Here is a 23034-nt window from a genome sequence, read left to right on the forward strand (position 1 = left end):
TCTCATGCTAAGGTGCGTTTCACCTTAACATACTGAATCTGAATACCGTGTGCTGGTTTCTTTATCTTGTCCGAACCGCTGATAACGCGCTCTACACCGGGATCACCACCGATGTGGCGCGGCGTTTTATCCAACATCAGACGGGGAAAGGGGCTAAAGCCCTGCGGGGAAAAGGGGAACTGCGGCTCGCGTTTTCTGCCGCCGTTGGCGACCGTTCGCTGGCACTCAGGCTGGAGTACCGCATTAAGCAGCTGACGAAGCGCCAGAAAGAGCGTCTCGTCAGTGGAGACGGCTCCTTCGAGGCGCTACGCGAAAGCCTGATTAAAAGCGATTGAAATGGTCGTGATACTCCACCAGACCATTAACGCCGTTCAGCGCGTCATCCGCCAGACGATGTACCTGGAAGGCGGATTCGGTGCCCGGCCAGCGGCAGCGCAGATCGTAATGCGCCGCCTGCTCAAAGCCTAAACGGCCATAGAACGCCGGATCGCCAAGCGTCACCACCGCCGCGTAGCCGAACTCATTCAGCGAATCCAGCCCTTCATAGACCATCTGGCGCGCCAGCCCCTGGCCGCGATAACGCTCATCGACCGCCAGCGGGGCCATTCCTACCCACTGTAGCTCTTCGCCCTGAACCACCACCGGACTGAATGCGACATAGCCCACCACCTGACCTTCGTCATCGGTGGCGACCAGCCCCAGCGTAATCAGGCCGTCTTCACGGAGATCCTGAACCAGTTGGGCTTCGGCATCGCTCTCAAAGGAGCGGCGCAGCAGCGCGTCAATACCCGGAGCATCAATCCCAATTTCGACTCGAATCAGCATGGCTCACCTACTGAAGTGTGTTTACCGTCCGGCGGGGTTTTCAGCCCGGCCTCAACGAAATCTGCCATTTGCATCAACATCATGCGCAGCGCTTTTGGCATCTGCTCCAGCTCAATGGCATCCATTAAATTTTTGACGTACAGACCCAGTTCCGTGTCACCTTCAATCACCAGACGGCGCTGGAAGAACAGCGTATCCGGATCCTGTTTGCGCGCGGCGATCATCAGCAGATCGCTGGCACAGGCGCTAAAGCTCACATCCGCTTCGGCAGATTCACGCACGATCAGCTGGTCGTTCTCAACGGAGGTAAACCAGCGCAGCCCGATATCGCGGACCTCAATACTTAACCAGCGGCCTTCAAGGAACGCCAGCTCGCCGTCCTGCAGCGCCTGGCGGAATTGCCAGCTCAGGACCTGCTCCAGCACCTGGCGCTTGAGCGCGAACGGGGCCAGTTTGACCGGCACGCTCAGCATTGATGGGCCAAATTGTACGAGACGCGAACGCAGTTTATCCAGCACGAGCATTACTCCCTGATGTCTATAATCCTGTTATTTTGCCATATCCCGACGAGAACATAGCGGCGTAAATCAACAAACCGGCGTCCGCCTTACCTCATTATTGGTGTCATCAATACGCCATTAGCTGCCTTAAATCAAAAATTGTCGCGTATAGGTTAATTAAAATCCCAGCTCGTTAACAATTTTGCGATCGCTGCGATCGTCAACATCGGGATAATTTATGGAGCTGCTCTGCCCTGCCGGAAACCTTCCGGCGCTTAAGGCGGCCATCGAAAATGGGGCCGACGCGGTCTACATTGGGCTTAAGGATGATACCAACGCCCGTCATTTCGCTGGCCTAAACTTTACGGAGAAAAAGCTTCAGGAAGCCGTCAACTTCGTCCACCAGCACCGCCGCAAGCTGCATATCGCCATCAACACCTTTGCGCATCCTGATGGCTACGCCCGCTGGCAGCGCGCGGTGGACATGGCTGCCCAACTGGGCGCCGATGCCTTAATCCTGGCCGATCTCGCCATGCTTGAGTATGCGGCAGAACGCTATCCGCATATTGAGCGCCACGTCTCTGTTCAGGCATCTGCCACCAACGAGGAGGCGGTGCGTTTCTACCATCGTCACTTTGACGTTGCCCGCGTGGTTCTGCCGCGCGTGCTCTCTATCCATCAGGTGAAGCAACTCGCACGCGTCACGCCGGTGCCGCTGGAAGTGTTTGCCTTCGGCAGCCTGTGCATCATGGCTGAAGGGCGTTGTTATCTCTCGTCCTATTTAACCGGTGAGTCTCCGAATACCGTCGGAGCCTGTTCTCCTGCCCGCTTCGTTCGCTGGCAGCAAACGCCGCAGGGGCTGGAATCTCGTCTCAACGAGGTGCTGATCGACCGTTATCAGGACGGTGAAAACGCGGGCTACCCGACGCTGTGCAAAGGCCGCTATCTGGTAGACGGCGAGCGTTATCACGCGCTTGAAGAGCCGACCAGCCTCAACACGCTGGAGCTGCTGCCGGAACTGCTGGCGGCGAATATCGCCTCGGTAAAAATTGAAGGTCGCCAGCGCAGCCCGGCCTACGTAAGCCAGGTGGCGAAAGTGTGGCGTCAGGCGATTGACCGCTGCATGGCCGGTCCGCAGAACTACACCGCCCAGCCCGCCTGGATGGAGACGCTCGGATCGATGTCAGAAGGCACGCAGACCACGCTTGGCGCCTATCACCGTAAATGGCAGTGAGATAACCATGAAATATTCATTAGGGCCGGTGCTTTACTACTGGCCAAAAGAGACGCTGGAAGATTTCTACCAGCAGGCGGCAAACAGCAGCGCCGATGTGATTTACCTCGGCGAAGCGGTGTGCAGCAAGCGCCGGGCCACCAAAGTGGGCGACTGGCTGGATATGGCGAAAAGCCTCGCAGGAAGCGGTAAACAGGTTGTGCTGTCAACCCTCGCGCTGGTGCAGGCCTCGTCGGAGTTAGGCGAGCTGAAGCGCTACGTTGAAAACGGCGAGTTTCTGGTGGAGGCCAGCGACCTGGGCGTGGTGAACCTGTGCGCCGAGCGCAAGCTGCCGTTTGTCGCCGGCCATGCGCTGAACTGCTATAACGCGGTGACGCTGCGCCTGCTGCTTAAACAGGGGATGACGCGCTGGTGCATGCCGGTTGAGCTTTCCCGCGACTGGCTGGACAATCTGCTGAAACAGTGCGACGAGCTGGGTATTCGCCATCAGTTTGAAGTAGAGGTACTGAGCTACGGCCATCTGCCGCTGGCCTACTCTGCCCGCTGCTTTACTGCCCGTTCAGAAGATCGTCCGAAAGATGAGTGCGAAACCTGCTGCATTAAATACCCGAACGGGCGCAGCATGCTGTCCCAGGAAAATCAGCAGGTCTTTGTCCTCAACGGCATTCAGACCATGAGCGGCTATGTGTATAACCTCGGCAACGAGCTGGCATCGATGAACGGACTGGTGGATATGGTGCGCCTGTCACCGCTGGATACCGGCGTCTTTGCGATGCTCGACGCGTTCCGCGCCAACGAAAACGGCGCCTCGCCGCTGCCGCTTACGTCCAACAGCGACTGTAACGGCTACTGGAAACGTCTGGCCGGGCTGGAACTTCAGGCCTAAAAAAGGCTCACTTTGTTAACAACGGTTAGTAAACTTTAATGCAGTATGAAAGATTCACCGTCGACAAAGTGAGCTGTTATGACTGACAAAACCATTCCGTTCTCGGTGCTGGATCTGGCGCCGATCCCACAGGGCTCCTCGGCACGAGAAGCCTTTTCGCATTCGCTCGCGCTCGCTCAGCTGGCCGAAAAGCGCGGCTATCACCGCTACTGGCTGGCCGAACATCACAATATGGTCGGCATCGCCAGCGCCGCCACGTCCGTGCTGATTGGCTATCTGGCGGCCAATACGACGACGCTGCACCTCGGCTCGGGCGGCGTGATGCTGCCTAACCACGCCCCGCTGGTGATTGCTGAGCAGTTTGGCACCCTGAATACGCTCTATCCTGGCCGTATTGATCTGGGGCTTGGCCGCGCGCCGGGAAGCGATCAGCCAACGATGCGCGCGCTGCGCCGCCACATGAGCGGTGATATCGACAACTTCCCGCGCGATGTCGCCGAACTGGTGGACTGGTTCGACGCGCGCGATCCGAACCCGCACGTGCGTCCGGTGCCGGGCTACGGCGAAAAAATCCCGGTCTGGCTCCTGGGCTCCAGCCTGTATAGCGCCCAGCTCGCGGCACAGCTTGGGCTGCCGTTTGCGTTCGCCTCGCATTTCGCGCCAGATATGCTGCACCAGGCGTTGCATCTGTACCGCACCCACTTCAAACCGTCCGCGCGTCTGGAGAAACCGTACGCGATGGTGTGTATCAACATCATTGCCGCCGACAGTACCCGCGATGCGGAATTCCTGTTCACCTCCATGCAGCAGGCCTTCATGAAGCTGCGTCGCGGCGAAACCGGCCAGCTACCGCCGCCGGTGGAGAACATGCATCAGCTGTGGTCCGCCTCCGAGCAGTATGGCGTTCAGCAGGCGCTGAGTATGTCTCTGGTGGGGGATAAGGCGAAAGTGCGTCACGGGCTGGAAGCGGTGCTGCGTGAAACCCAGGCGGATGAGATTATGGTTAACGGCCAGATCTTCGATCACCAGGCGCGTTTGCATTCGTTTGACCTGGCGATGCAGGTAAAAGAAGAGTTGGTGGGGTAGCCTTTTCGCCCGGTGGCGCGTTGCTTACCGGGCCTACGGGATCGCATAGGCCGGATAAGGCGTAGCCGTCATCCGGCACAAAAAACTTACTGATACACCGGCAACAAATTGAAGCTCGACAATACGTGTACCACCGCGTTGCCTACCCCGAACACCAGAATCAACGCAATCATCGGCTTACCGCCCCAGACGCGGAACGTCGGGCTGCCAAAGCGCTTACGGGATTTGCGTGCCAGCAGCGCCGGAACGATTGCCGCCCAGATGGTTGCTGCCAGCCCTGCATAGCCAATGGCGTACAGGAAACCGTTCGGCCACAGCAGACCGCCGACAACCGGCGGCAGGAAAGTCAGCAGCGCGGTTTTGAAGCGTCCCGTCGCCGAATCGTCAAAGCCAAACAGATCCGCCAGGTAATCAAACAGACCCAGGGTGACGCCCAGGAAGGAGCTGGCCACCGCAAAGTTAGAGAACACAACCAACAGCAGATCCAGGCTGCGGCTGTTCAGTACGCCGCTCAGAGCCTGGACCAGCACATCAATATTACCGCCCTTCTGTGCAATGCCGATAAATTCCGGGCGCGGGATGTTACCCATCGTCCCCAGCAGCCAAATCACATACAGCCCCAGTGCCAGCAGCGTGCCATAGATCAGGCACTTCACAATGGTGCGCGGATCTTTACCGTAGTATTTCATCAGGCTCGGCACGTTGCCGTGATAGCCAAACGAGGCCAGACAGAACGGCAGCGTCATCAGCAGGTATGGCGTATAGGAGGTGTTCACTTCCGCCACGTTAAACAGCGTCGCGGGGGTGACATGGCCTAGCAGGCTGCCGAAAGTCAGGAAGAAGGTAATCACCTTCGCGCCCAGCACGATCGCCGTCATGCGGCTCACCGCTTTGGTGCTTAACCAGACGATAAACGCCACGACCAGCGCAAAGCTGAATCCGGCCACGCGTGCTGGAACGTTCAGCGACATCTCTGAAAACGTATGGTGCAGAATTGAACCACTCGCGGAGATGTACGCGTAGGTCAGGATATAGAGCACGAACGCAATCGAGAGGCCATTGATCAGGTTCCAGCCCTTGCCCAGCAGGTCTTTGGTGATGGTGTCGAAGCTGGAGCCCACGCGATAGTTCAGGTTAGCCTCCAGGATCATCAGCCCGGAATGCAGCATGCAGAACCAGGTAAAGACCAGCGCCGCCAGCGACCAGAAAAACCACGCACCGGACATGACCACCGGCAGGGAGAACATCCCAGCACCAATGATGGTTCCGCCGATGATCACCACGCCGCCAAGCAGCGAAGGTGACGTTTGGGTGGTGGTTAGTGTCGCCATACAGCCTTTACTCCAGTCAAAAATGTGGTTCGCAGTTTAATGTGCAGCACTGTACCAGTACAAGAGTACAAAGGAAATAAAAAAAGCCCCGATCGCGTTGATCGGGGCTGTATATTTTACTTTACGTCTGAAACGTAAGGCTTACGCGTCACGGCGACGGCTTGCGCCTTCGTCACGACGTGGGCCACGGTTTTCACGGCGTTCGCCAGAGAAACGACGACCTTCACCACCGCGACCTTCTGGACGACCGCCTTCACGACGCTCGCCACCGAAGCTGCGGCCACCGCCACGACGTTCGCCGCCGCGGTCAGTGCGAGGCTGTGCATCGCCCATCAGCTGCATGTTCATCGGCTTGTTCAGGATGCGAGTACGAGTAAAGTGCTGCAGTACTTCGCCCGGCATGCCTTTCGGCAGTTCGATGGTAGAGTGGGTACCGAACAGCTTGATGTTACCGATGTAACGGCTGCTGATGTCGCCTTCGTTAGCGATCGCGCCAACGATGTGACGCACTTCAACGCCATCATCACGGCCCACTTCAATGCGATACAGCTCCATATCACCCGCATCACGACGCTCACGACGTGGACGGTCTTCACCACCACGCTCTGGACGGTCGCCACGTGGGCCACGGTCATTGCGGTCGTTACGGTCGCCACGACGTTCGAAACGGTCGTCACGGTCACGGAACTCACGCTTAGGACGCATAGGCGCATCTGGTGGAACGATCAGGGTACGTTCGCCCTGTGCCATTTTCAGCAGTGCTGCAGCCAGGGTTTCGATATCCAATTCTTCGCCTTCAGCGGTAGGCTGGATCTGCGACAGCAGCGCACGGTACTGATCCAGATCGCTGCTTTCCAGCTGCTGCTGAACTTTGGCGGCGAATTTTTCCAGACGGCGTTTGCCCAGCAGATCTGCGTTTGGCAGCTCAGCTTCTGGAATGGTCAGCTTCATGGTGCGTTCAATGTTACGCAGCAGACGACGCTCGCGGTTTTCAACGAACAGCAGTGCACGGCCAGCACGACCCGCACGACCGGTACGGCCGATACGGTGAACGTAAGACTCAGAGTCCATCGGGATGTCGTAGTTTACAACCAGGCTGATACGCTCAACGTCCAGACCACGTGCTGCCACGTCAGTTGCAATCAGGATATCCAGACGACCGTCTTTCAGACGCTCTAGAGTCTGCTCACGCAGGGCCTGGTTCATGTCACCGTTCAGCGCTGCGCTGTTGTAGCCGCTACGTTCCAGGGCTTCAGCCACTTCCAGGGTCGCGTTTTTGGTACGAACGAAGATAATCGCCGCATCAAAATCTTCTGCTTCCAGGAAGCGAACCAGCGCTTCATTTTTACGCATGCCGTATACAGACCAGTAGCTCTGGCTGATGTCCGGACGAGTGGTTACGCTGGACTGAATGCGTACTTCCTGCGGATCTTTCATGAAGCGACGGGTAATACGACGGATAGCTTCTGGCATGGTGGCAGAGAACAGAGCGGTCTGATGACCTTCCGGAATCTGCGCCATAATGGTTTCTACGTCTTCGATGAAGCCCATACGCAGCATTTCATCTGCTTCATCCAGTACCAGACCGCTCAGTTTAGAGAGATCAAGGGTACCGCGCTTCAGGTGATCCAGCAGACGGCCCGGCGTACCGACAACAATCTGTGGACCCTGGCGCAGGGCGCGTAACTGCACGTCATAACGCTGGCCGCCGTACAGGGCTACCACGTTTACGCCGCGCATATGTTTAGAGAATTCAGTCATCGCTTCAGCAACCTGAACAGCCAGTTCACGGGTTGGAGCAAGGACGAGGATCTGCGGTGCACGCAGGTCCGGATCAATGTTGTGCAGCAGCGGCAGCGAGAATGCTGCGGTTTTACCGCTACCAGTCTGGGCCATGCCCAGCACGTCACGACCAGAGAGCAGATGCGGAATACATTCTGCCTGGATCGGAGATGGTTTTTCGTAACCCAGATCGGTAAGGGCTTCAAGGATAGGAGCCTTCAGGCCCAGATCTGCAAAAGTGGTTTCGAATTCAGCCATGTAGTACAAGTGCCTCGATATTAATGGCGGCCAGTCTACTTAGCTCATCGTGAAAATGATTAGCAATTTTCATTGAAAAGTGTGAACCGGCTCAAAGTAGGTGTATTGACGAACAACAACGCCCTCACCAGTTAAGGTGATGGCAATCAAAAAGATTACGGGCTGATGTTTATGTCGTCAGCTATTGCTGGTCCGATTCTGCCAGGTCGTCTTGCTCCTGGCCCAAGAGCGATAATTCCAACAATGCATAACGGTGCTCAACGAAGTTGTGTACGTTGTTAGCAACCGCTAATTTGAACAGTGCCGTAGCGCTGTCCTTTTCCCCCAGACTTAGGTAGTACTTACCTAAATAGAAGTTGGTTTCACTGAGATGCTCAGCGAGCGAGGTGTTATCCGTTGCGTCCGCCTTGAGGCGTTCCATCAGCGTTGCTTCGCTAATGTTGCCCAGGTAGAACTCGACAATGTTCCATCCCCACTGTTCCTTGTCCGATTTATCGAAGCGCTGTTTTAGTGCTTCTTTTGCCTGCTTCTCATCGAGCTTCTGCTCAACGATGTAAAGCCACAGGCTGCGGAAAGGATCATTAGGATCGTCTTGATAAAACGCCAGCAGATCATCTTGCGCTAACTTGTCACGACCGCCGTAATACAATGCGATACCGCGATTCAAGTGCGCGTAGTTGTAAGTTGGATCAAGCTCAAGTACAGAATCAAACGCTTCATAGGCAGCATCAAAATTGCCTGCCTGCGTTAAATAAATGCCTAAGTAATTGAATACTTCAGGCATATCAGGTCGGATTGCCAGCGCTTGTGAAAAATCATTTCGCGCTAATGCCCTCAGACCGAGACTATCATACAACACTCCGCGCTCATATAAAAGCTGTGCGCGTTCGTCATCGGTTAAAGCCCGACTGGCAAGAATTTGTTCCATGCGTGCCAGAATCACTTCCTGCTGCAAAGTCGGTTGCAATGGCACTGCGAGGACTTCGCTCTTACGCCAGGCAGAGTTGCTGCATCCTGCCAGCGTTAAAGCTGTCGCAACGAAACACCAGCGCAAAAAAGGCTTCATTTCCCACTCCCGAAGACAACTATTGGATGACGTCCTGTCCCCCGGCTGCTAACAAGGCGTCCTGCCTGGTAATAGGCCCTCCGCAACGCGGAGGGCAAATGGCAACCTTACTCGCCTTGCTGTTCTGCTGCCGGTGCTTCTGGCGCAGCAGGCTGAGACTGCTCGGTTGCTTCTTTAATGCTCAGACGGATACGGCCCTGGCGGTCAACTTCCAGAACTTTAACCGGAACTTCCTGGCCCATCTGCAGGTAATCGGTCACTTTCTCAACACGCTTGTCAGCGATCTGAGAGATGTGTACCAGACCTTCTTTACCGCCACCGATGGCAACGAATGCGCCAAAGTCAACGATACGGGTCACTTTACCTGCATAGACGCGGCCCACTTCGATTTCTGCCGTAATTTCTTCGATGCGACGGATAGCGAATTTCGCTTTCTCGCCGTCGGTCGCTGCGATCTTCACAGTACCGTCATCTTCGATTTCGATAGTGGTGCCAGTCTCTTCGGTCAGGGCACGGATAACAGAACCGCCTTTACCGATAACGTCTTTGATCTTGTCTGGATTGATCTTGATGGTGTGGATACGTGGCGCGAACTGAGAAATATCGCCACGCGGCGCGTTGATCGCCTGTTCCATCACGCCCAGGATGTGCAGACGCGCACCTTTAGCCTGGTTCAGAGCAACCTGCATGATCTCTTTGGTGATGCCTTCAATTTTGATATCCATCTGCAGTGCAGAGATACCTTCGCGGGAACCCGCGACTTTGAAGTCCATATCGCCCAGGTGGTCTTCATCACCCAGAATGTCAGACAGAACAACGAAGTTGTCGCCTTCTTTCACCAGACCCATCGCGATACCCGCAACAGCGGCTTTGATCGGCACGCCTGCATCCATCAGCGCCAGAGAGGCACCACACACGGAAGCCATAGAAGAGGAACCGTTAGATTCGGTGATTTCTGACACTACGCGAACGGTGTACGGGAATTTGTCAGCTTCTGGCATCACTGCCAGCACGCCGCGCTTCGCCAGACGACCGTGACCAATTTCACGACGCTTCGGTGAGCCCACCATACCGGTTTCGCCTACGGAGTACGGAGGGAAGTTATAGTGGAACAGGAAGCTGTCGGTACGTTCGCCCATCAGTTCGTCGATGTTTTGTGCATCACGGGCAGTACCCAGCGTGGCGGTAACCAGCGCCTGAGTTTCGCCACGGGTGAACAGTGCGGAACCGTGGGTACGCGGCAGAACGCCAGTACGCACGTCCAGACCACGGATCATATCTTTTTCACGACCATCGATACGCGGTTCGCCTGCCAGTACGCGGCTACGAACAACGTTTTTCTCGATTGCGTGCAGGATTTCGCCAATTTCGTTAGCGTCCAGCGTTTCGTCTTCAGCAACCAGGGTCGCGGTCACTTCAGATTTGATCACATCAACCTGAGCATAGCGCTCCTGTTTGTCGGTGATGCGGTATGCGTCGCTCAGACGAGATTCTGCCAGTGCCGCTACGCGTGCATTCAGCGCGTCGTTAACCGCTTCTGGCTGCCAGTCCCAACGTGGTTTACCGGCTTCTTTCACCAGGTCGTTGATGTTCTGGATAACGATCTGCTGCTGGTCGTGGCCGAAGACCACAGCGCCCAGCATCTGGTCTTCGCTCAGCAGCTCTGCTTCGGATTCAACCATCAGAACCGCGGCTTCGGTACCGGCAACGACCAGGTCCAGCTTACTTTCTTTCAGCTCTTCCTGCGTTGGGTTCAGCACGTACTGGTCATTGATGTAACCTACGCGTGCAGCACCGATTGGGCCGTTGAATGGAATACCAGACAGTGACAGAGCAGCGGATGCGCCGATCATTGCAACGATGTCCGGGTTAACCTGTGGGTTAACGGAAACAACGGTGGCGATAACCTGAACTTCGTTAACGAAGCCTTCCGGGAACAGCGGACGAACCGGGCGGTCAATCAGACGCGCAATCAGGGTTTCGCCTTCGCTTGGACGGCCTTCACGACGGAAGAAACCACCCGGGATTTTACCGGCAGCGTAGGTACGCTCCTGGTAGTTTACGGTCAGTGGGAAAAAGTCCTGACCTGGTTTAGCTTTTTTCTGGCCCACAACGGTAACGAACACCGCGGTGTCATCCATGCTTACCATTACGGCAGCAGTAGCCTGACGCGCCATCATGCCGGTTTCCAGCGTGACGGTGTGCTGACCATACTGGAACTTACGAACGATCGGATTCAGCAAAATTCTATCCTTTCTTAAATGTGTGACAGCACACCACCGGTGTGCTGACGATTTAACCCGACCTTCTTCGCATCCTCGCGACTAATGACAACCGACACCCCCATGGGTGAAGCCTCTCATTAGCCGCGCGAACCTCTGCAATGAAGATCATTTATAGCAACAATACAATAGTTTCCATTGAATTGCTGCCGTCTGGTTGAAAAAAGGGGCCATCAGGCCCCCTTTTCTGAAACTCGCAAGACTTAGCGACGCAGACCCAGACGCTCGATCAGCGAGGTGTAGCGTGCAACATCTTTACGCTTCAGGTAGTCGAGCAGTTTACGACGCTGAGAAACCATGCGCAGCAGACCACGACGGCTGTGGTGATCTTTTTTGTGCTCTGCAAAGTGACCCTGCAGGTGGTTAATCTGTGCAGTCAGCAGTGCAACCTGAACTTCGGTAGAACCGCTGTCGTTAGTACCACGACCAAACTCAGAAACGATTTTAGCTTTAGCTTCAACGCTTAGAGACATTTTCAAACTCCAACATATAAAGAATTTAAGGATGCCGATCTCTAATTCAGCAATCCCAGTGTACGACCCGCAGATTGTTAAACAATTTGCAGACCGTTAAGCGGCGATATTCTACTCGTCTCCCCTGCTTATCGCAAGGTGAGCCGTTATCGCCGTTAGCCTTCGACCGGGTATTCAACCACCAGACGGCGCGGCGCAACGCGCCCTTCGCCATCCATTTCACCCATGCCGATAAACTTCCCTTCCTCACCTTCGGTCACGCGAACCAGGCCTTCAGCCGGCGCGTCCGTTGTACGAACCGGGTTTCCGTTCTTAAAGTACACGGAAGACGTTAAAGGAAGGTTAACGACAGGGAAATCGGCCGCCGGGCTATCCATCGGCATCAGCAGCGGATCGAGCAGCTCGGCAGGGGAAATTTCCTGCGCGTGCGCCTGCTCAACCAGCGCATGAAGATGCTCAAGGGTCACCATGCGTTCAACCGGATATTTACTGACGGCCAGACGACGCAGGTAAATCACGTGCGCACCGCAGCCCAGCTTTTCACCGAGATCGTCAATGATGGTCCGAATATAGGTCCCTTTCGAACAGTGGACTTCCAGCTCCAGCTCATCGCCCTCGTGGCGGATAAACAGCAGCTCATACACCGTGATCGGGCGTGCCTCGCGCGGCACCTCAATGCCCTGACGCGCGTATTCGTAGAGCTTCTTGCCCTGATATTTCAGCGCCGAATACATCGACGGCACCTGCATGGTGTCGCCGCGGAAGCTCTCCAGCGCGGCATCCAGCTGTTCGGCGCTAAAGGTTATGGGGCGCTCTTCCACCACCTGACCATCGGCATCGGAGGTATCCGTGCGCTGGCCGAGCTTCGCGATAACGCGATAACGCTTATCGGAATCCAGCAGGTACTGAGAAAACTTTGTCGCCTCCCCCAGGCAAACCGGCAGCATACCGGTTGCCAGCGGATCCAGCGCGCCAGTGTGGCCCGCACGGTTGGCGTTAAAAAGACGCTTCACTTTTTGCAGCACGTCGTTGCTGGATGCGCCCTGGGGTTTATCCAGCAGCAGCACGCCATGCACGTCGCGACCACGACGACGAGGACGACTCATCAGTCCTCCTTGCTGTCGTCCGCTGGGTTAACACGACGTTCATCGTCATGTTTCACCACGCTGGTCACCAGGTTCGACATACGCATACCTTCAACCAGCGAGTTGTCGTAGAAGAAGGTCAGCTCAGGCACGATACGCAGGCGCATCGCTTTGCCGAGCAGAGAGCGGATGAAACCAGAGGCTTCCTGCAGGGCTTTAATGCCGTTTTTCACTGCCGCTTCGTCCTGATCGTTCAGGAAGGTCACGAACACTTTGGCATAGGCCAGGTCACGTGACATTTCAACACCGGACACGGTGGTCATCATGCCGACGCGTGGGTCTTTAATTTCGCGTTGCAGAATGAGCGCGATCTCTTTCTGCATTTCCTGCGCTACGCGCTGAGGGCGACCAAATTCTTTCGCCATAATAAATTCTCCAGACAAAAAAGGGGCTAAAAGCCCCTTTTGAAATTATTGCCGGGTGGCGCTTCGCTTACCCGGCCTACGCGAATTAATCATCAAAGGATTTTGGGTTGCCGCCAACACCGTGGCGGCCCAAAAACCGACGACGATTACGCGATGGTACGTTGGATTTCGATGATCTCGAACACTTCGATCATATCGCCAACGCGAACGTCGTTGTAGTTCTTCACGCCGATACCACATTCCATGCCGTTACGCACTTCGTTAACGTCATCTTTGAAGCGGCGCAGGGATTCCAGCTCGCCTTCATAGATAACCACGTTGTCGCGCAGTACACGGATTGGGTTGTGACGTTTGATGTTACCTTCGGTAACCATACAGCCCGCGATCGCACCGAATTTCGGTGATTTGAACACGTCACGCACTTCAGCCAGACCGATGATCTGCTGTTTCAGCTCAGGAGACAGCATGCCGCTCATTGCCGCTTTCACTTCGTCGATCAGGTTATAGATGACGGAGTAGTAACGCAGATCCAGGCTTTCCGCATCGATAACTTTACGCGCAGAAGCGTCAGCACGAACGTTGAAGCCAACCAGGATAGCGTTGGACGCTGCAGCCAGGGTCGCGTCGGTTTCGGTGATACCACCTACGCCAGAACCGATGATCTTCACTTTCACTTCGTCGGTAGACAGTTTCAGCAAGGAGTCGGAGATCGCTTCCACAGAACCCTGAACGTCGGCTTTCAGTACGATGTTCACTTCGTGAACTTCGCCTTCGGTCATGTTCGCGAACATGTTCTCAAGTTTAGATTTCTGCTGACGAGCCAGTTTCACTTCACGGAATTTACCCTGACGGTACAGAGCCACTTCACGCGCTTTCTTCTCGTCACGTACAACGGTCACTTCGTCACCCGCGGCCGGAACACCGGACAGACCCAGGATTTCCACTGGAATGGATGGACCCGCTTCCAGCACTTCCTGACCCAGTTCGTTACGCATCGCACGAACGCGACCGTATTCGAAACCACACAGTACGATGTCACCCTTGTTCAGGGTACCTTCGCGAACCAGAACGGTCGCTACCGGACCACGACCTTTATCCAGGAAGGATTCGATAACCGCGCCGCTCGCCATACCTTTACGAACCGCTTTCAGCTCCAGAACTTCAGCCTGCAGCAGGATGGCGTTCAGCAGGTCGTCGATACCGGTACCGGCTTTTGCAGAAACAGGGATGAACTGCGCTTCGCCGCCCCACTCTTCCGGCATAACGCCGTACTGGGAGAGCTCGTTCTTAACGCGATCCATATCGGCTTCTGGCTTATCGATTTTGTTGACCGCAACAACCAGAGGCACCTGCGCCGCTTTCGCGTGCTGGATAGCTTCAATGGTCTGTGGCATCACGCCATCGTCAGCTGCGACAACCAGTACAACGATATCCGTTGCCTGAGCACCACGAGCACGCATTGAGGTAAACGCTGCGTGGCCCGGGGTATCCAGGAAGGTGATCATGCCGTTTTCGGTTTCTACGTGGTAAGCACCGATGTGCTGGGTAATACCACCCGCTTCGCCGGAGGCAACCTTAGTAGAACGAATGTAGTCAAGCAGAGAGGTTTTACCGTGGTCAACGTGACCCATGATGGTCACAACCGGCGCGCGCGGTTCAGCCGCTGCACCCGTGTCACGGTCGCTCATGACTGCTTCTTCCAGCTCGTTTTCACGACGCAGGATAACTTTGTGGCCCATCTCTTCGGCAACCAGCTGTGCGGTTTCCTGGTCGATGACCTGGTTGATGGTCGCCATTGCGCCCAGTTTCATCATCGCTTTGATGACCTGAGAGCCTTTAACCGCCATCTTGTTCGCCAGATCGCCAACGGTGATGGTTTCGCCGATCACAACGTCACGGTTAACGGCCTGCGCTGGCTTCTGGAAGCCCTGCTGCAGAGCGGAACCTTTACGCTTACCGCCTTTACCGCCGCGAACCGCTGCACGCGCTTCTTCACGGTCAGCTTTAGATTCAGCGTGCTTGTTGCCTTTTTTCGCTGGACGCGCGGCTTTGGTGCTGCGAGTACGGCCACGACCACCTTCAACTTCACGGTCGTTGTCATCTTCAGCCTGGCGTGCGTGCTGGGAAGTAGTAACGTGATAATCGCTGTTGTCTTCAGATGGCTCAGCGGTATTCACACCGTTTTTCTCGTTTTCTTCTGCCATACGGCGTGCTTCTTCTGCCACACGACGCGCTTCTTCTTCCAGCTTGCGGCGTGCTTCTTCTTCCGCTTTACGCTTCAGTTCGGCAGCTTCATTTTCACGGCGGGCTTTTTCAGCCTGGGCGGTTTTTGTCATATCGTCGGTCTGTTGATTGCTCACTTTGTCTTTTTCCGCAGCTTCACGCTTCACTTTATCACTTGCGTCGCGTTTCGCTTTTTCTGCGGCCTCACGTTCAGCTTTTAATTCTGCTTCGCGTTTGGCAGTTGCTTCTGCCTCACGCTGAGCTTGTTCTTCCGCTTCACGCTGTGCCTGCTCTTCCGCAGCAAGGCGTTCGGCCTCTTGCGGATCACGTTTTACAAAGGTGCGCGTCTTGCGGACTTCGATTTGTACCGATTTGCTTTTGCCACCGGTACCAGGGATATTCAACGTGCTACGCGTTTTGCGCTGCAGCGTTAACTTGTCAGGCGTAGAACCGTGTTCACGGTTCAGGTGCGCTAACAAGGTTTGTTTTTCTTGCGCGGTCACCGAGTCATCAGCGGACTTCGGGATCCCTGCATCAGCAAATTGCTGTACCAGGCGGTCCACGGAGGTCTGAATCTCGGCAGCCAGCGATTTTACAGTTACATCAGTCATGCTGTTCCTTCCTGCTACAGTTTATTACGCTTCGTCGCCGAACCAGCAAATATTACGTGCGGCCATGATGAGTTCGCCGGCTTTCTCGTCGGTTAAACCTTCGATATCGGCCAGGTCATCAACGCCTTGCTCAGCGAGATCTTCCAGCGTACAAACACCACGGGCAGCCAGCTTGAACGCAATCGCACGATCAAGACCTTCCAGATTCAGCAGGTCATCAGCCGGCTTGTTATCGCCAAGGCTTTCTTCCTGAGCCAGCGCCAGGGTGGTCAGTGCGTTTTTAGCGCGTTCACGCAGGGCTTCAACGGTCGCTTCATCCAGACCGTCAATTTCCAGCAGCTCTTTCATTGGCACATAGGCCAGTTCTTCCAGCGTAGAGAAACCTTCTTCAACCAGAACGGTGGCGAAATCTTCGTCAATGTCCAGGTATTTGGTGAAGGTATCGATCGCCGCGTGGGCTTCAGCCTGATGCTTGGCCTGCAGGTCATCAACGGTCATCACGTTGAGTTCCCAGCCGCTCAGCTGTGACGCCAGACGTACGTTCTGACCGTTACGGCCAATCGCCTGCGCCAGGTTGCCCGCTTCTACCGCGATATCCATGGTGTGCTTATCTTCGTCAACCACGATAGACGCCACATCAGCCGGCGCCATTGCGTTGATCACGAACTGCGCCGGGTTATCGTCCCACAGAACGATATCGATACGCTCGCCGCCCAGTTCGGTAGAAACCGCCTGAACGCGCGCGCCGCGCATACCCACACAAGCACCAACCGGATCGATACGCTTATCGTTGGTTTTCACCGCGATTTTCGCACGTGAACCAGGATCGCGAGCCGCTGCTTTGATTTCGATAACTTCTTCGCCGATTTCCGGCACTTCAATACGGAACAGTTCTACCAGCATTTCTGGTTTAGAACGGGTCACGAACAGCTGTGCGCCACGCGCTTCAGGGCGAACGGCATACAGCACACCGCGGATACGGTCGCCTGGGCGGAAGTTTTCACGCGGCAGCATGTCTTCACGCAGGATAACGGCTTCAGCGTTACCCGGCATCCCTTCGGATTTGATCTCCAGAGAGATGTTGTCGCGGTTCACTTTCTTCACCACACCCGTGATGATTTCGCCTTCCTGATCGCGGAACTGATCAACAACCAGCGCGCGCTCGGCTTCGCGTACTTTCTGGACGATAACCTGCTTCGCGGTCTGCGTGGTGATACGGTCGAAGGTAACAGATTCAATCTGATCTTCAACGTAATCGCCCACGTTCAGGCTTTCGTCTTCGTAACGCGCCGCTTCCAGGGTGATCTCTTTAGTCGGCTGGGTAACTTCTTCAACAATCACCCAACGACGGAATGTATCGAAGTCACCGCTTTTACGATCGATTTCTACGCGAACATCGATCTCTTGTTCGTATTTTTTCTTGGTTGCTGTAGCCAGTGCACTTTCCAGCGCTTCGAAAATCTTCTCACGCGGCAGTGATTTCTCGTTGGAGACGGCTTCAACAACAGCCAAAATTTCTTTGTTCATCGCGGGCTTTTCACCTCAATCCAGACTGTTAAAAGTGGGGAACCAGGTTCGCCTTCTGGATATTACTCAGCGCGAACACTTCATCTTTGCCTTCGACTGTAACCGTGATCATTTCACCATCAACAGCTTTGATAATTCCCTGCCATTTACGGCGGTTCTGTACGGCCATACGCAGAACGAGAGCCACTTCTTCACCGGTAAAGCGCACATAGTGCTCGGCCGTGAACATCGGACGATCGAGGCCGGGTGAGGAAACTTCCAGGTTGTACGCAACGGTAATTGGGTCTTCAACATCAAGAACCGCACTCACCTGGTGGCTAACATCAGCACAATCATCAACATTGATGCCATCTTCACTATCAATATAGATGCGCAGCGTCGATGTGCGGCCGCGAACGAATTCGATGCCGACCAGTTCGTAGCCCAGTGCTTCGACCGGTGCAGTAATCATCTCTGTTAATTTTTGCTCTAATGTGGACAAGCCCACCCCCAAGACATAAAAAAAGGGCGTAAAGCCCAGTTATTCTGTAGTCAGATAACAAAAAACCCCGAAAAATCGGGGCTTTAGATAACTGAACCCTATAGCCACAACTGTGGCCTGGAGCACTCTCCGAAAGAATTTTTTCAAATCCAGCTACGAAGGCTCTGAGTCTTCACAGTATATTTGAAAAAGAACTTTATGGGAAAGTGGTTGCGGGGGCCGGATTTGAACCGACGACCTTCGGGTTATGAGCCCGACGAGCTACCAGGCTGCTCCACCCCGCGCCTGAAACGTGGCAAATTCTACGCGTTTTGAGGAGAATTTGCAAATAATGCTGGGATTTGGTACCGAAGACGGGACGTAAAATCGGCGTTCAGTATATTGATAGTGACCCCCACCTGTCAACCCAACATAACGTCGCGTAAAGAGAGGGAAATTTTTACAAAAAATGCACACGTCTCTTCCGGTCATCGTCAAAAGATGATTAAATGAATACTCACTTATTTTGCATAAACATGCATCGAGAGCGAAAGCGATCTCTTCTCAGTCAATCAAGCAGGGTTTTATTTTATGACGACGATTCTCAAGCATCTCCCGGTAGGACAACGTATTGGCATCGCTTTTTCGGGCGGCCTGGATACCAGTGCTGCGCTGCTGTGGATGCGACAAAAGGGAGCGGTTCCGTATGCATATACTGCGAACCTGGGTCAGCCGGACGAGGAAGATTATGATGCTATCCCACGTCGTGCCATGGAGTACGGTGCAGAGAACGCCCGTCTGATTGACTGCCGTAAGCAACTGGTGGCAGAAGGCATTGCTGCCATTCAGTGTGGCGCGTTCCACAATACCACTGGCGGCCTGACCTATTTTAACACCACCCCGCTGGGCCGTGCCGTCACCGGCACCATGCTGGTTGCCGCCATGAAAGAAGATGGTGTGAACATCTGGGGTGACGGCAGTACCTATAAAGGCAACGATATCGAACGTTTCTATCGTTATGGCCTGCTGACCAATGCCGAGCTGCAGATCTACAAGCCATGGCTGGATACTGATTTTATCGATGAACTGGGCGGCCGTCATGAAATGTCAGAATTCATGATCGCCTGCGGCTTTGACTACAAGATGTCGGTCGAAAAAGCCTACTCCACCGACTCCAACATGCTGGGTGCCACGCACGAAGCAAAAGATCTGGAGTTCCTGAACTCCAGCGTGAAAATCGTCAACCCAATCATGGGTGTGAAGTTCTGGGACGAAAACGTCAAAATCCAGGCTGAAGAAGTGACAGTACGTTTCGAGCGCGGCCATCCGGTTGCCCTGAACGGCAAAACCTTCTCTGACGATGTCGAGCTGATGCTGGAAGCGAACCGTATCGGCGGACGTCACGGTCTGGGCATGAGCGATCAGATTGAGAACCGTATTATCGAAGCGAAAAGCCGTGGCATCTATGAAGCCCCGGGGATGGCGCTGCTGCACATTGCCTATGAGCGTCTGCTGACCGGCATTCATAACGAAGATACCATTGAGCAGTATCACTCTCATGGCCGTCAGCTGGGTAAACTGCTGTATCAGGGTCGCTGGTTCGATCCGCAGGCGCTGATGCTGCGTGATGCCCTGCAGCGTTGGGTGGCGAGTGCCATCACCGGGGAAGTGACGCTGGAACTGCGTCGCGGTAACGACTACTCGATCCTCAACACCGTCTCTGACAACCTGACCTATAAAGCAGAGCGCCTGACCATGGAGAAAGGTGATTCAGTATTTTCTCCGGACGATCGTATTGGTCAGCTGACCATGCGTAACCTGGACATCACCGATACGCGTGAGAAGCTGTTCAACTACGTTGAGAATGGTTTGCTCTCAGCCAGCTCTGGCAACGGCCTGCCGCAGGTTGAAAACCTGGAACACAGCGATAAGAAGTAACGCTGACAAGAGATGCAAAAGGCGCCCAGCGGGCGCCTTTTTTATTTGGGTTTTCGTAGGCCCGGTAAGCGCAGCGCCACCGGGCAATATAGCGGGTGGCGCAAGGTTTATCCGCCCTACGAAAGATCGAAGACACACGATCTACAGACGAAAAAAAAGACGTCTTTCGACGTCTTTCTTCTGGAATATTGGTACCGAGGATGGGACTCGAACCCACAAGCCCGTTAGGGCACTACCACCTCAAGGTAGCGTGTCTACCAATTCCACCACCTCGGTACTGAGTACTTAGTGTGGGATGTCGCTGGTCGGCTTAGCCGGTTCAGCTGGCTGAGTCTGCTCAGTTTTAGACGGAGCACTCAGATTTTCCCACTCGCTTCCTTTACTGGTCTTGTTGCTGTTGATATTGCCCAGCACCAGACTGATGATGAAGAACAGCGTAGCCAGAATCGCAGTTGTACGGGTCATGAAGTTCGCAGAACCACTTGAACCAAACAGCGTACCGGAAGCGCCTGCTCCGAAGGAGGCTCCCATATCAGCGCCTTTACCTTGCTGCAGCATGATCAGCGCTACAAGAGCGATGGCTACAATAAGGAAAATAACTAAAAGAGCTTCGTACATAATCAACCTGTTCCTTGCGGATTTGCCGCATACCAATGCTTCGACCAATTAGCAGGATTTCGTGTTTCCCACTGAAGCGGGTGTGAATACTAACCAAAGCGAATGACCTTCGCAAGGGCATTTTCGACGCATTTTACCAACTGCGGAAAAAAACAGCAAAAAGACATTATCTGCTTAAAACAAAGGCGGCAAACGCCGCCTTTTTAATCACTTAATCGTAATAATTATGCTGCTTTCACCGCATCAGCAATTCGGTGCGCAAACTCGGTGACCTGCGCTTCGTCCTCACCTTCCACCATTACCCGGATCAAAGGCTCGGTACCGGACTTACGCAGCAGTACGCGACCACGATTACCGAGCGCTTCCTCAACCTCCGCCATCACCGCTTTTACCTGTTCATTTTCGAGTGGATCGCCTTTACCGGCGGTAAAACGCACATTGACGAGGATCTGTGGGAACAACTTCATGCCGCTGCACAGATCGTGCAGGCTCATATGGTTGCGCGCCATCGCCGCAACCACCTGCAGCCCCGCCACGATGCCGTCACCGGTGGTGGTTTTGTCGAGCAGGATCACGTGACCTGAGTTTTCTGCGCCAATGCGCCAGCCTTTCTCCTGCAGTTTCTCCAGCACGTAGCGGTCCCCCACTTTCGCGCGAACAAACGGGATACCCAGCTGTTTCAGCGCCAGCTCAAGACCCATGTTGCTCATCAGCGTGCCGACCGCACCGCCGCGCAGTTGGCCCTGGCGCAACCCTTCGCGGGCAATGATGTAGAGGATCTGATCGCCATCGACCTTGTTGCCTTCGTGGTCGACCATGATCACGCGATCGCCGTCACCATCCAGCGCAATTCCGATGTCAGCTTTTTCAGCCAGCACGCGCGCCTGCAGCGCACGCACGTCCGTCGCGCCGACTTCTTCGTTAATGTTCAGGCCATCCGGCTCGCAGCCGATGGTGATGACTTTTGCACCCAGCTCGCGGAAAACGTTTGGCGCAATGTGGTAGGTCGCACCGTTGGCGCAGTCCACCACGATTTTAAGGTGGGCAAGGCTCAGTTCATTCGGGAAGGTGCCTTTGCAAAACTCAATATAGCGACCAGCGGCATCGACAATGCGGTTCGCTTTACCCAGCTCTGCGGAGTCCACGCAGGTGATCTCTTTTTCCATTTCGGCTTCAATGGCTTCTTCAACTTCATCCGGCAGCTTAGTGCCATCGATGGAGAAGAACTTGATGCCGTTGTCATAGAATGGGTTGTGCGAAGCTGAAATGACAATCCCCGCTTCCGCGCGGAAGGTGCGAGTCAGATAGGCTACGGCAGGCGTCGGCATTGGGCCAGTAAAGGAGGCGGAAAGCCCCGCAGCCGACAGACCTGCTTCCAGCGCTGATTCCAGCATATAGCCTGAAATACGGGTATCTTTACCGATGATAATCTTACGCGAGCCGTGACGCGCCAGCACCTTACCTGCCGCCCAACCCAGCTTCAGAACAAAATCAGGAGTGATTGGAGCATCGCCAACGCGTCCACGGATACCATCGGTACCAAAATATTTACGATTACTCATAGCGTTTGTTTTCCTTGGCTGCCAGGGTGGCTTCAACCACGCGCATGGCTTCTACTGTTTCTTTTACGTCATGGACGCGAATAATGTGTGCTCCCTGCATCGCTGCAATTACCGCACAAGCGAGGCTGCCGCTGAGGCGCTCACTCGGTCCGATATTCAGCAATTGTCCGATCATCGACTTTCTCGACATACCAACCAGCAGCGGAAGGCCGAAATGATGGAATTCGGACAAGCGTGCAAGCAGTGCATAGTTGTGTGAGAGATTTTTACCGAAACCGAACCCCGGGTCGAGCAGCAATTTCTCTTTTGGGATGCCGGCACGTTCACAGCGTGCGATATGGTCAATAAAGAAGCGATTTACATCGGCAAAGACATCGTCGTAACTAGGCGCTTCCTGCATCGTTTTCGGCTGCCCCTGCATATGCATCAGGCACACCGGTAAACCGGTTTCTGCCGCCGCCTCCAGCGCGCCCGGTTCGGTCAGCGAGCGAATGTCATTGATGATGTGAGCACCCACTCTCGCCACTTCGCGAATCACTTCAGGCTTTGATGTGTCGACGGAAATCCATACTTCAAAACGCTGCGCAATCGCCTCAACCACCGGCACCACGCGCGCTAACTCTTCGTCTACTGAAACATCCGCCGCCCCCGGACGCGTGGACTCCCCGCCAACATCAATGATGGTGGCACCCGCATTGATCATCAAATTCGCGTGCTTAACCGCCTCAATAAGCGTGTTGTGCGTACCGCCGTCGGAGAAGGAGTCAGGGGTAACATTCAGGATACCCATCACATGAGGATGTGAGAGTTCAAGATGCGAATCCTGGGCGAAAAGTTTCATGGCAAAAATCCCTGGTATCTA

The 23034-nt window shown here is 54.8% G+C and carries 21 protein-coding genes and 2 tRNA genes; 5 read left to right on the forward strand and 18 right to left on the reverse strand.

Annotated features, from left to right (window positions below; genetic code table 11):
* Nucleotides 1-47: 47 nt before the first annotated feature.
* Entirely contained in the window at nt 48-335 is a 288-nt protein-coding gene (locus FFS28_RS16580) for a GIY-YIG nuclease family protein (protein WP_006178746.1), read from the forward strand.
* Here FFS28_RS16580 and FFS28_RS16585 read toward each other — a convergent pair.
* On the reverse strand, nt 322-825 hold the full coding sequence (locus FFS28_RS16585) for a GNAT family N-acetyltransferase (protein ID WP_006178747.1): 504 nt from the start codon (nt 823-825) through the stop codon (nt 322-324). The two genes, FFS28_RS16580 and FFS28_RS16585, sit on opposite strands and share 14 nt — an antisense overlap.
* Nucleotides 819-1343 (reverse strand): ubiquinone anaerobic biosynthesis accessory factor UbiT, encoded by a 525-nt coding sequence (ubiT, locus tag FFS28_RS16590; RefSeq protein WP_042322351.1) that lies wholly within the window; start codon nt 1341-1343, stop codon nt 819-821. The genes FFS28_RS16585 and ubiT overlap by 7 nt, the downstream gene beginning before the upstream one ends.
* A 220-nt stretch (nt 1344-1563) precedes the next feature.
* On the opposite strand from ubiT, the gene ubiU reads away from it, so the two are divergent.
* The 3 genes from ubiU to FFS28_RS16605 all read left to right on the forward strand — a co-directional run bounded on the left by ubiU (nt 1564) and on the right by FFS28_RS16605 (nt 4531).
* The gene (gene ubiU, locus FFS28_RS16595) at nt 1564-2559 is read left to right on the forward strand and encodes a ubiquinone anaerobic biosynthesis protein UbiU (RefSeq protein ID WP_137903506.1); all 996 of its coding nucleotides are present in this window, start codon (nt 1564-1566) and stop codon (nt 2557-2559) included.
* Nucleotides 2560-2566: 7 nt separating this feature from the next.
* Nucleotides 2567-3445, forward strand: a complete 879-nt coding sequence (locus FFS28_RS16600; RefSeq protein ID WP_137272615.1) for a U32 family peptidase — start codon at nt 2567-2569, stop codon at nt 3443-3445.
* A gap of 78 nt (nt 3446-3523) precedes the next feature.
* Nucleotides 3524-4531, forward strand: coding sequence for a luciferase-like monooxygenase (locus FFS28_RS16605; RefSeq protein ID WP_058609409.1), 1008 nt, complete (start codon nt 3524-3526; stop codon nt 4529-4531).
* A gap of 86 nt (nt 4532-4617) precedes the next feature.
* Here FFS28_RS16605 and mtr read toward each other — a convergent pair whose 3' ends face one another.
* From mtr to FFS28_RS16665, 12 genes are all read right to left on the reverse strand, one after another.
* Nucleotides 4618-5862, reverse strand: coding sequence for a tryptophan permease (mtr, locus tag FFS28_RS16610; RefSeq protein ID WP_137903507.1), 1245 nt, complete (start codon nt 5860-5862; stop codon nt 4618-4620).
* Between the two features lie 141 nt (nt 5863-6003).
* Complete coding sequence (locus FFS28_RS16615; RefSeq protein ID WP_137903508.1) at nt 6004-7902, reverse strand: DEAD/DEAH family ATP-dependent RNA helicase; 1899 nt, start codon at nt 7900-7902, stop codon at nt 6004-6006.
* Nucleotides 7895-7975, reverse strand: coding sequence for a protein YrbN (yrbN, locus tag FFS28_RS16620; RefSeq protein WP_097397692.1), 81 nt, complete (start codon nt 7973-7975; stop codon nt 7895-7897). The genes FFS28_RS16615 and yrbN overlap by 8 nt, the downstream gene beginning before the upstream one ends.
* Nucleotides 7976-8083: 108 nt before the next feature.
* Nucleotides 8084-8968 (reverse strand): lipoprotein NlpI, encoded by an 885-nt coding sequence (gene nlpI, locus FFS28_RS16625; RefSeq protein ID WP_006178754.1) that lies wholly within the window; start codon nt 8966-8968, stop codon nt 8084-8086.
* A 107-nt stretch (nt 8969-9075) separates the two neighbouring features.
* The gene (gene pnp / locus FFS28_RS16630) at nt 9076-11211 is read right to left on the reverse strand and encodes a polyribonucleotide nucleotidyltransferase (RefSeq protein ID WP_006178755.1); all 2136 of its coding nucleotides are present in this window, start codon (nt 11209-11211) and stop codon (nt 9076-9078) included.
* Between the two features lie 242 nt (nt 11212-11453).
* Entirely contained in the window at nt 11454-11723 is a 270-nt protein-coding gene (rpsO, locus tag FFS28_RS16635) for a 30S ribosomal protein S15 (protein WP_002434239.1), read from the reverse strand.
* A gap of 155 nt (nt 11724-11878) precedes the next feature.
* Entirely contained in the window at nt 11879-12829 is a 951-nt protein-coding gene (truB, locus tag FFS28_RS16640; protein WP_137903509.1) for a tRNA pseudouridine(55) synthase TruB, read from the reverse strand.
* A complete protein-coding gene (gene rbfA / locus FFS28_RS16645) occupies nt 12829-13233 on the reverse strand; it encodes a 30S ribosome-binding factor RbfA (RefSeq protein WP_003024988.1) in 405 nt (134 codons plus the stop codon). The genes truB and rbfA overlap by 1 nt, the downstream gene beginning before the upstream one ends.
* A 146-nt stretch (nt 13234-13379) precedes the next feature.
* Complete coding sequence (infB, locus tag FFS28_RS16650) at nt 13380-16067, reverse strand: translation initiation factor IF-2 (protein ID WP_006178758.1); 2688 nt, start codon at nt 16065-16067, stop codon at nt 13380-13382.
* A 24-nt stretch (nt 16068-16091) separates the two neighbouring features.
* Nucleotides 16092-17594: a transcription termination factor NusA gene (gene nusA / locus FFS28_RS16655; RefSeq protein WP_006178759.1), complete on the reverse strand. Its 1503-nt coding sequence runs from the start codon at nt 17592-17594 to the stop codon at nt 16092-16094.
* Between the two features lie 28 nt (nt 17595-17622).
* Nucleotides 17623-18075, reverse strand: a complete 453-nt coding sequence (gene rimP / locus FFS28_RS16660; RefSeq protein ID WP_014833432.1) for a ribosome maturation factor RimP — start codon at nt 18073-18075, stop codon at nt 17623-17625.
* A gap of 207 nt (nt 18076-18282) precedes the next feature.
* A tRNA-Met gene (locus FFS28_RS16665) sits at nt 18283-18359 on the reverse strand.
* Nucleotides 18360-18645: 286 nt separating this feature from the next.
* Here FFS28_RS16665 and argG point away from each other — a divergent pair.
* Nucleotides 18646-19992, forward strand: coding sequence for an argininosuccinate synthase (gene argG / locus FFS28_RS16670; protein ID WP_006178761.1), 1347 nt, complete (start codon nt 18646-18648; stop codon nt 19990-19992).
* A gap of 189 nt (nt 19993-20181) precedes the next feature.
* Here argG and FFS28_RS16675 read toward each other — a convergent pair.
* The 4 genes from FFS28_RS16675 to folP form a co-directional block, all read right to left on the reverse strand.
* Nucleotides 20182-20268: transfer RNA gene (locus FFS28_RS16675), tRNA-Leu, on the reverse strand.
* Between the two features lie 9 nt (nt 20269-20277).
* Complete coding sequence (gene secG / locus FFS28_RS16680; RefSeq protein WP_006178762.1) at nt 20278-20610, reverse strand: preprotein translocase subunit SecG; 333 nt, start codon at nt 20608-20610, stop codon at nt 20278-20280.
* A gap of 224 nt (nt 20611-20834) precedes the next feature.
* Nucleotides 20835-22172, reverse strand: a complete 1338-nt coding sequence (glmM, locus tag FFS28_RS16685) for a phosphoglucosamine mutase (protein ID WP_137903510.1) — start codon at nt 22170-22172, stop codon at nt 20835-20837.
* Complete coding sequence (folP, locus tag FFS28_RS16690; protein WP_137903511.1) at nt 22165-23013, reverse strand: dihydropteroate synthase; 849 nt, start codon at nt 23011-23013, stop codon at nt 22165-22167. The genes glmM and folP overlap by 8 nt, the downstream gene beginning before the upstream one ends.
* Nucleotides 23014-23034 lie beyond the last annotated feature (21 nt).

The sequence above is a fragment of the Enterobacter sp. 2VL genome (assembly GCF_005503595.1).
GTDB lineage: Bacteria > Pseudomonadota > Gammaproteobacteria > Enterobacterales > Enterobacteriaceae > Enterobacter > Enterobacter cancerogenus.